Raw genomic sequence first — 7,216 nt, 5'->3', positions numbered from 1 at the left:
TTATGAAACAGAAGATTTTTTTAAATTCATAATTTCAAAAATCGACCTAGATAAAGAACGCTTTATTTTTGAAACTCAAACCGATGGAAAGGATTTTTCTTTTGTTTGCAAAAGTTTGAAAGAAGAAGGTTATGTCAATATATATGGAAGAGACATTACTGAACAGAAAAAAGCGCAGGAAGAATTAAACAGATTATCCTTAGTTGCAAGTTCAAACGAAAACGGAATTGTATTTACAGAACCTAACGGCAAAATATTTTGGTGTAATGACGCCTATATAAAGCATACAGGATATACGAAAGAAGAAATTTTTGGACGAACTCCAATCGAAATTGGATTGACAGATGAAACAGATAAGGAAGAGTTAAAAAAAATGGTAGATGCCTTTTTTGGCGGACTCGCTTTTGATGTAGAATTAAAACATGGAAGAAAAGATTCGAGTAGCTTTTGGTCAAAATCTAAAGGACAACCTATTTTTAATTCAAGAGGCGAACTCATTCAGTTTTTTGCAATGATTGAAGATATTACTCAAAAAAAACAATATGATGAAAGGCTTCAAATAGAAAAAGAAAAATACAGAAGCATTATTGCTAATATGAATCTCGGACTTTTAGAAGTTGATAAAAATGATGTAATCACCTTAGTCAATCAGAGTTTTACAGAGATAAGCGGTTACACTTCAGAAGAATTAATTGGTAAAAAGGCTGCCGATTTATTGCTCACAAAAGACAGTAAAGAAACTGTTAAAAGTAAAGAAACTCTTCGCGAAGAAGGCAAAACCGATTCGTATGAAGTTAAAGTAATTGACAAGTTGGGAAAAAAGCGTCATTGGCTAATTAGTGGTGCACCAAATTATGACGTTACAGGAAAAGTAGTTGGTTCCATCGGAATTCATCTTGATATTACCGAACAAAAAGAACAAGAAGAACAATTGTATTTATTGTCTTTAATTGCCGAAAAAAATATAAATGCGGTAATTATTGCTGACGCTGATGGTAAAATAGAATGGGCAAATACCAGTTTTATCGATATGTCTGGGTATTCAATGGAAGAAATTATTGGTCAAAAACCTGGACATCTATTACAAGGTGAAGAAACCAATCCAGAAACGGTCAAGTATATGAAAGATGCGATTGCAAAAGGATTGCCTTTTAATTGTGAAGTTGTTAATTATTCTAAACAAGGAGAAAAATATTGGGTCGGTGTTCAAGGTCAAGCCTTGTACAATAAAAAAGGCGAAATTGTAAAATACTTTGCTATTGAAGAAAACGTTACTAAGAAAAAAGAACTCGAGCAACAACGCGAGTTTTTAGTAGAAAGTTTAGCAAAAAGCAACAAAGAGCTGGAAGACTATGCAGCCATTGTTTCACACGATTTAAAATCGCCTTTACGAAGTATTCATTCTTTAATTTCTTGGATTAAAGAAGATAATGATAAAGAATTTAGCGAACAAACAATACAATATCTGTCGATGATTGAAGGCAAAGTCGAAAAAATGGACCACTTAATTGAGGGTATTTTGACCTATGCAAAAATTGATAAAGTTGATAAGGTTTGCGAAAAAGTAAATACTCAAGAAGTCATCCAAAATATTATTAATATCATTCATATTCCTAATCATATTTCAGTTACTATAACCAATAGCTTACCTATTGTTGATGCTGATCGATTTAGAGTGCAACAATTGTTTCAGAATTTAATAAGTAATGCTGTAAATTATATTGATAAACCAATTGGAACCGTAGAAGTGAGTTGTGAAGAAAACTCAAAACATTTCATTTTTTCAATTAAAGATAACGGTCCAGGAATTGCTCAAGAAAATCAAGAAAAAATATTTAAAATATTTCAATCGTTGGAAAAATCAGAGAAATCTACTGGTTTAGGACTTTCAATCGTAAAAAAAATCGTTGATAATTATAATGGTAAAATTTGGATTGAAAGCGAAATCGGAAAAGGAACTACTTTTTTTGTACAACTAAATAAATAAAATCTTATCGAATGAAAATAGTTCAAGCCTCAAAACTAGAAAATCAAGATTGGAAATTCTTACAAGAAAAAATCGAATTAAAAAACCCATTAGTGTTGGTTTTTGCGAATCGTTATATGCTCGAAGATGAAGCTGTTATTGCTGATATTCGCAATCAATTTCCTTATGAACACATCGTTTTTGGTTCTACTTCGGGTGAAATTATCTGCTGTAATGTAAACGATAATTCCATTTCTGTAACGGCAATCGAATTTGAGAAAAGTTCTTTTATTGTAAAAAGTGATAACATTTTAAAGTACGATAAAAAAGCAAAACTACTGGGCGAATCTTTATTTAATGAAATGCCAAAAGAAAATTTAAAACATCTTTTTGTAGTTTCAGAAGGTAGTTTTGTAAACGGAAGTTCGTTAATAAACGGCATAGAATCTGGTAAACCTCGCTCAATTTCATTGACAGGCGGAATGTGTGGAGACGATGCCCGATTTGAAAAAACATTGGCATCATATAAGGAAAATCCTAAAGAAGGAGAAGTAGTCTTAATAGGATTTTATGGCGAAACTTTAGATATTTCTTTTGCTAGTTTTGGTGGATGGATTCCGTTTGGTCCAGAACGAAAAATCACAAGTTCTAAGGCCAACATTCTCTTTGAAATTGATGGTATTCCTGCTTTGGATTTATATAAAAAATACCTTGGTGATAAAGCAAGCGAATTGCCTCAAGCATCGTTATTATATCCATTAAATGTAACTCCTGAAGGAAAAACTGAGCCTGTTGTTCGAACTATTTTAAGTATTAATAATGAAAATAATTCTATGGTTTTAGCTGGTGATGTTCCAGTTAATTCGAGAGTGCAATTAATGATGGCATCCATTGACGGTATTGCTGATGGCGCACAACACGCAGCCGAAATCGCAATGAAAAATCGTAAAAATCCGCCGCAAATTGCTTTAATTGTGAGTTGTGTTGGTCGTAAACTAGTAATGAACCAAAGAGTCGAAGAAGAAATAGAGCAAGTTCAGGAAATTATAGGCGAAAATGTAGCCATTTCAGGATTTTACTCTTATGGAGAAATGGCGCCATTTAACGGCGATTCTTCTTGCGAATTACACAATCAAACCATGACTTTAACTTTGATAAGCGAATAATGAATTCACTTTTAAAACGACAAATTGAAAAAAAATTAAAGAACGGATTGAATGATATCGATCAATTTTTTAATGCGGTAGACGATTCTTACAACAACTTTGAAAGCCAAATTTCTTTGTTGCAACGCGCAATGAAGATAAGTTCCGATGAGTTGTTTGAAGCCAATCAAAAACTAAGAGACGAAGCTAAAAGTCTAAAAGAAATTAATAAAAATTTAGAAACCATTCTGAATTCAATGAATTTAGAAAATAATTTGTTAGCCAATTCAACACAATTAAATTCTACCGATTACCTAAAAGAACAATCGTTAGAAATTGTAAGAATTAATAAACAACGTGAAGAATTGCTTCAAAATTTAGAAAAGCAAAATCAAGCGTTGAATGAATACGCGCACGTGGTTTCTCACGATTTAAAAGCGCCTTTGCGAAGTATAGATACTTTGATTAATTGGTTTAAAGAAGACAATGCCGAAATATTAGATGAAAATAATCAAAAATCACTCGATTTAATTTTGTCCAATGTTGAAAAAATGGATTTGTTAATCAAAGGAATTTTAGATTATGCATCTATTGATAAATTAGAAATAGAAGATAGAACGATTGATTTGAACATTTTAATAGACGAAGTTACTCGCACTATTCATGTTCCAAATCATATTGAAATAGTTTTCAAAAACGAAATGCCAAAAGTGTTTGGAAATGATTTTAGATTCAAACAATTGTTTCAAAATTTGATTCAAAATGCAATCAAATACAACGATAAAGAAAGTGGATTTGTTGAAATTGGAAGCAAGGAAAACGAAAACGAAATCGAATTTTACATAAAAGACAACGGAATCGGAATTAAAGAACGCTACCAATCTAAAATATTTGATTTGTTTTCTAAATTAGAAAATACTGATCAATCATCGGGAATTGGGCTTTCTATCGTTAAAAAAATCATCGATTTATATGGTGGAAAAATTTGGCTAGAAAGCCAAGAAGCAATTGGAACTACATTTTATTTTACCATAGCAAAGTAACTTCTTTTAAATAATAATAATGAGTCATTCTAATTAAATATGGATAAAGATCAAATTATTAATCAACAGGTGCGATTGCAACAACTATTAATTAGTATATCTACAGAATATATCAATGCAGATTTACAAGATATTGATGGATTGATTAATAATTCGTTGCAAAAAATGGGTGAATTTGTTGAGGCAGATAGAAGTTATATTTTTTCTTATAATTTTACAGATAATACTACAAACAACACATACGAATGGTGCGCACCTGGAATTGAGCCAGAAATACAAAATTTGCAAAATATTCCAGTAGAATACATTCCTCAATGGCTAGAAGCACATAAAAAAAATGAAGCTTTCTATATTCAAGATGTAAGTAAGTTACCAGATGATGGAGAATTTGGATTAAAAGCAATTCTAGAACCACAAGGAATACAAAGTTTAATAGCAATTCCAAAGATTAAAAACGGAGAACTCATTGGTTTTGTTGGTTTTGATTCGGTTAAAAAATTATTTGATTACTCAGAAAATGAAAAAAATATTCTTTTTGTTTTTGCCAACATGCTTGTAAATGTTAGACAACGAAAAGAAAACGAAGAACGAATAAAAGAGCAAGAAGAAAAAAAAGAAATTCTTTTACAAAATCTAGAAAAGCAAAACAAAGAATTGAGCGACTATGCGCACGCAGTTTCTCACGATTTAAAAGCTCCTTTACGAAATATTAACGCGCTAATCAATTGGATAAAAGAAGATAATCTCGACAAATTTGATGATGAAACCTTAGCGTCATTTGATATGATGTTGCAAAATCTAGAGAAAATGGATCACCTTATTGTTACCATTTTAGATTATTCATCCATAGATAAAATAGATACCGTTGCTACAAATTTCAATTTAAATGACGTTGTAAACGATTGTTTGAAAAAGATAGAAATCCCTTCCGATTTTAAGATTATTGTTTCAGATGCATTACCAATTGTAAATGGTAACAAACAACGAATGACACAGGTTTTTCAAAATCTAATTCAAAATGCAATCGATTTTAGCAAAAGTGACGCTCCAGTAATCGAAATTGATTGTACTGAAAACGACGAGTTTCATACTATTAAAATTAAAGATAACGGAATAGGAATAAAAAAAGAATATATCGACAGAATTTTTGACTCCTTTATGAAATTACACAACAACTTTAATTCGGCTGGTTTAGGTTTGCCAATAGCAAAACGAATTATAGAATCTAGAGGAGGAAGAATCTGGGTCGAAAGTGAAGAAAATAGTGGTTCAACATTTTATTTTACAATACCAAAAAACTAATGGAACAGCCTAATTCAGAATACATCAATCAGTTATCAGGTGATAACGAAGAATTTAAAGCTAAAATCATCGGAATCTTAAAAAAAGAATTACCTGAGGAAGTAGCTTTTTATGAAAATCAAGTTCAATCTAAAAATTATAAATTGGCTGCAGAAAGCGTTCACAAGCTGAAACATAAAGTTTCTATTCTTGGTCTAGAAAAAAGTTACTATATTGCCGAAGAATATGAAGAGAATTTAAAAGCTAATTCTACAAACTTGCAGTCTGATTTTGAAAAAATTTTAAAAATGATGCAAGATTTTGTAGCTAAATTATAAACCCTATTTAGCGTATGAACTGCATTATTATTGATGATGAAGAAATAGCACGAGTAATTATTGCTCAAATGATTTCAAACCATAAAGAATTGAATTTAGTTCAAGAATTTTCAAATGCGATGCAAGCCATAAAATATTTGAATCAAAATGAGGTTGATTTAATATTTTTAGATATTCATATGCCTGATTTTACCGGTTTTGATTTTATTCAAACCATAAAAAATCCACCAAAAGTTGTTTTGATAACTTCAGATAGAAACTTTGCTATCGAAGCTTTTGAATATGAATGTATTGTAGATTACTTAGTAAAACCAATTACTGAAGAACGTTTTCAAAAAGCTATTGTTAAAGCAAATGCAGCTCAAATTTCTAGTGCAACATCTTCTAAAGAAGTTAAACCATCTGAAGAAGATAATACCAAAGAATTCTATGTAAATATTGACCGACGTTTAATTAAAATCGAATTCGATTCGGTTACGGTTGTGGAAGCCAAAGGCGATTATATTCACATAAAAACCGATTCAAAAAACTATGTTGTACATTCTACTTTAAAGAAAATAGAAGATAAATTACCTAAAGATTTATTTCTAAAAGTACATCGTTCATTCATTATCAATACCAAAAAAATCATTGATATTGAAGATAATAGCGTTTTAATTGCCAAAGATGTTGTTCCGGTAAGTCGCAGCAGTCGTCCTGAATTGATGAAACGATTGAACTTATTATAAAACCATTCGTCGACACTTTATTGCTGTTTAACAATACAAACTTTTGTATTAACTAATAAAGAAATTTCACTACTGCTTTAGGTCAAACTTTTGCAAACGAAAAAATTAAAGGTTTTGTGTTTTTAACAATTGGAAATTACACATCATTTCAACCATTTAACATTGCAGTTCCAAATTTAAAATTTACAGTTATTTACATAAAAATTTAAGCTAAAAATTCATGTAAGAAAAAGAGCTCAATTGAGTCTATTTTTATTTTTTCGTCGATTATATGTGTTTTTAATCTGGTTATTTTCTTTTTTATTTTTATGTTTATCATATAAATTTAATTTGAAAGCTATGGAAAGTAAAATTACATACAGCGACAATTCTATCGAAGATTTAGAGTATGATTCAATTAATCCATACAAAGGATATTATATAGTATCAAAAAAATGGACATCCGTGTGTGAAGAGTACATAACATTTGTTAGAAAGAACAATCTGGCATATTGTTATAATCTGAGCTGGGCTGGACCAAAAGAAGTTCACGAATTAGAACAATTTAAAAACAATGATAATACAATTATAGTATATCATAGTCAAATTAGTCATTATCTAAAGAAAGTTACTATTGACGATGAAGAATGTCTTGTATTACCAAACACTATTTTAGTGAGAAAAGTAGTGGGATTTGATTTCTAAAATAGTAAGCAACTATTTTTTTAAACACAAA

At 30.2% G+C, this 7,216-nt stretch carries 7 protein-coding genes; all 7 read left to right on the top strand.

Annotated features, from left to right (window positions below; genetic code table 11):
- The coding region (locus tag DIU01_RS02770) for a PAS domain-containing sensor histidine kinase (protein ID WP_290831735.1) at window positions 1-1,987 on the top strand (1,987 nt) is incomplete at its 5' end.
- Window positions 1,988-1,998: 11 nt separating this feature from the next.
- On the top strand, window positions 1,999-3,132 hold the full coding sequence (locus DIU01_RS02765) for an FIST signal transduction protein (RefSeq protein WP_290831734.1): 1,134 nt from the start codon (window positions 1,999-2,001) through the stop codon (window positions 3,130-3,132).
- Window positions 3,132-4,154: an ATP-binding protein gene (locus DIU01_RS02760; protein ID WP_290831733.1), complete on the top strand. Its 1,023-nt coding sequence runs from the start codon at window positions 3,132-3,134 to the stop codon at window positions 4,152-4,154. Before DIU01_RS02765 ends, DIU01_RS02760 begins: the two co-directional genes overlap by 1 nt.
- A 39-nt stretch (window positions 4,155-4,193) precedes the next feature.
- Window positions 4,194-5,456: an ATP-binding protein gene (locus DIU01_RS02755; protein ID WP_290831732.1), complete on the top strand. Its 1,263-nt coding sequence runs from the start codon at window positions 4,194-4,196 to the stop codon at window positions 5,454-5,456.
- Window positions 5,456-5,773, top strand: a complete 318-nt coding sequence (locus DIU01_RS02750; protein WP_290831731.1) for an Hpt domain-containing protein — start codon at window positions 5,456-5,458, stop codon at window positions 5,771-5,773. Before DIU01_RS02755 ends, DIU01_RS02750 begins: the two co-directional genes overlap by 1 nt.
- Window positions 5,774-5,787: 14 nt before the next feature.
- Window positions 5,788-6,501, top strand: coding sequence for a LytTR family DNA-binding domain-containing protein (locus DIU01_RS02745; RefSeq protein WP_290831730.1), 714 nt, complete (start codon window positions 5,788-5,790; stop codon window positions 6,499-6,501).
- A gap of 339 nt (window positions 6,502-6,840) precedes the next feature.
- Complete coding sequence (locus DIU01_RS02740) at window positions 6,841-7,185, top strand: hypothetical protein (protein ID WP_290831729.1); 345 nt, start codon at window positions 6,841-6,843, stop codon at window positions 7,183-7,185.
- Window positions 7,186-7,216: the final 31 nt, after the last annotated feature.

Origin of the sequence: Flavobacterium sp., from assembly GCF_003525665.1 — a bacterium.
Classification (GTDB): domain Bacteria; phylum Bacteroidota; class Bacteroidia; order Flavobacteriales; family Flavobacteriaceae; genus Flavobacterium.
This window is presented reverse-complemented; position numbering and strand designations above follow the sequence as displayed.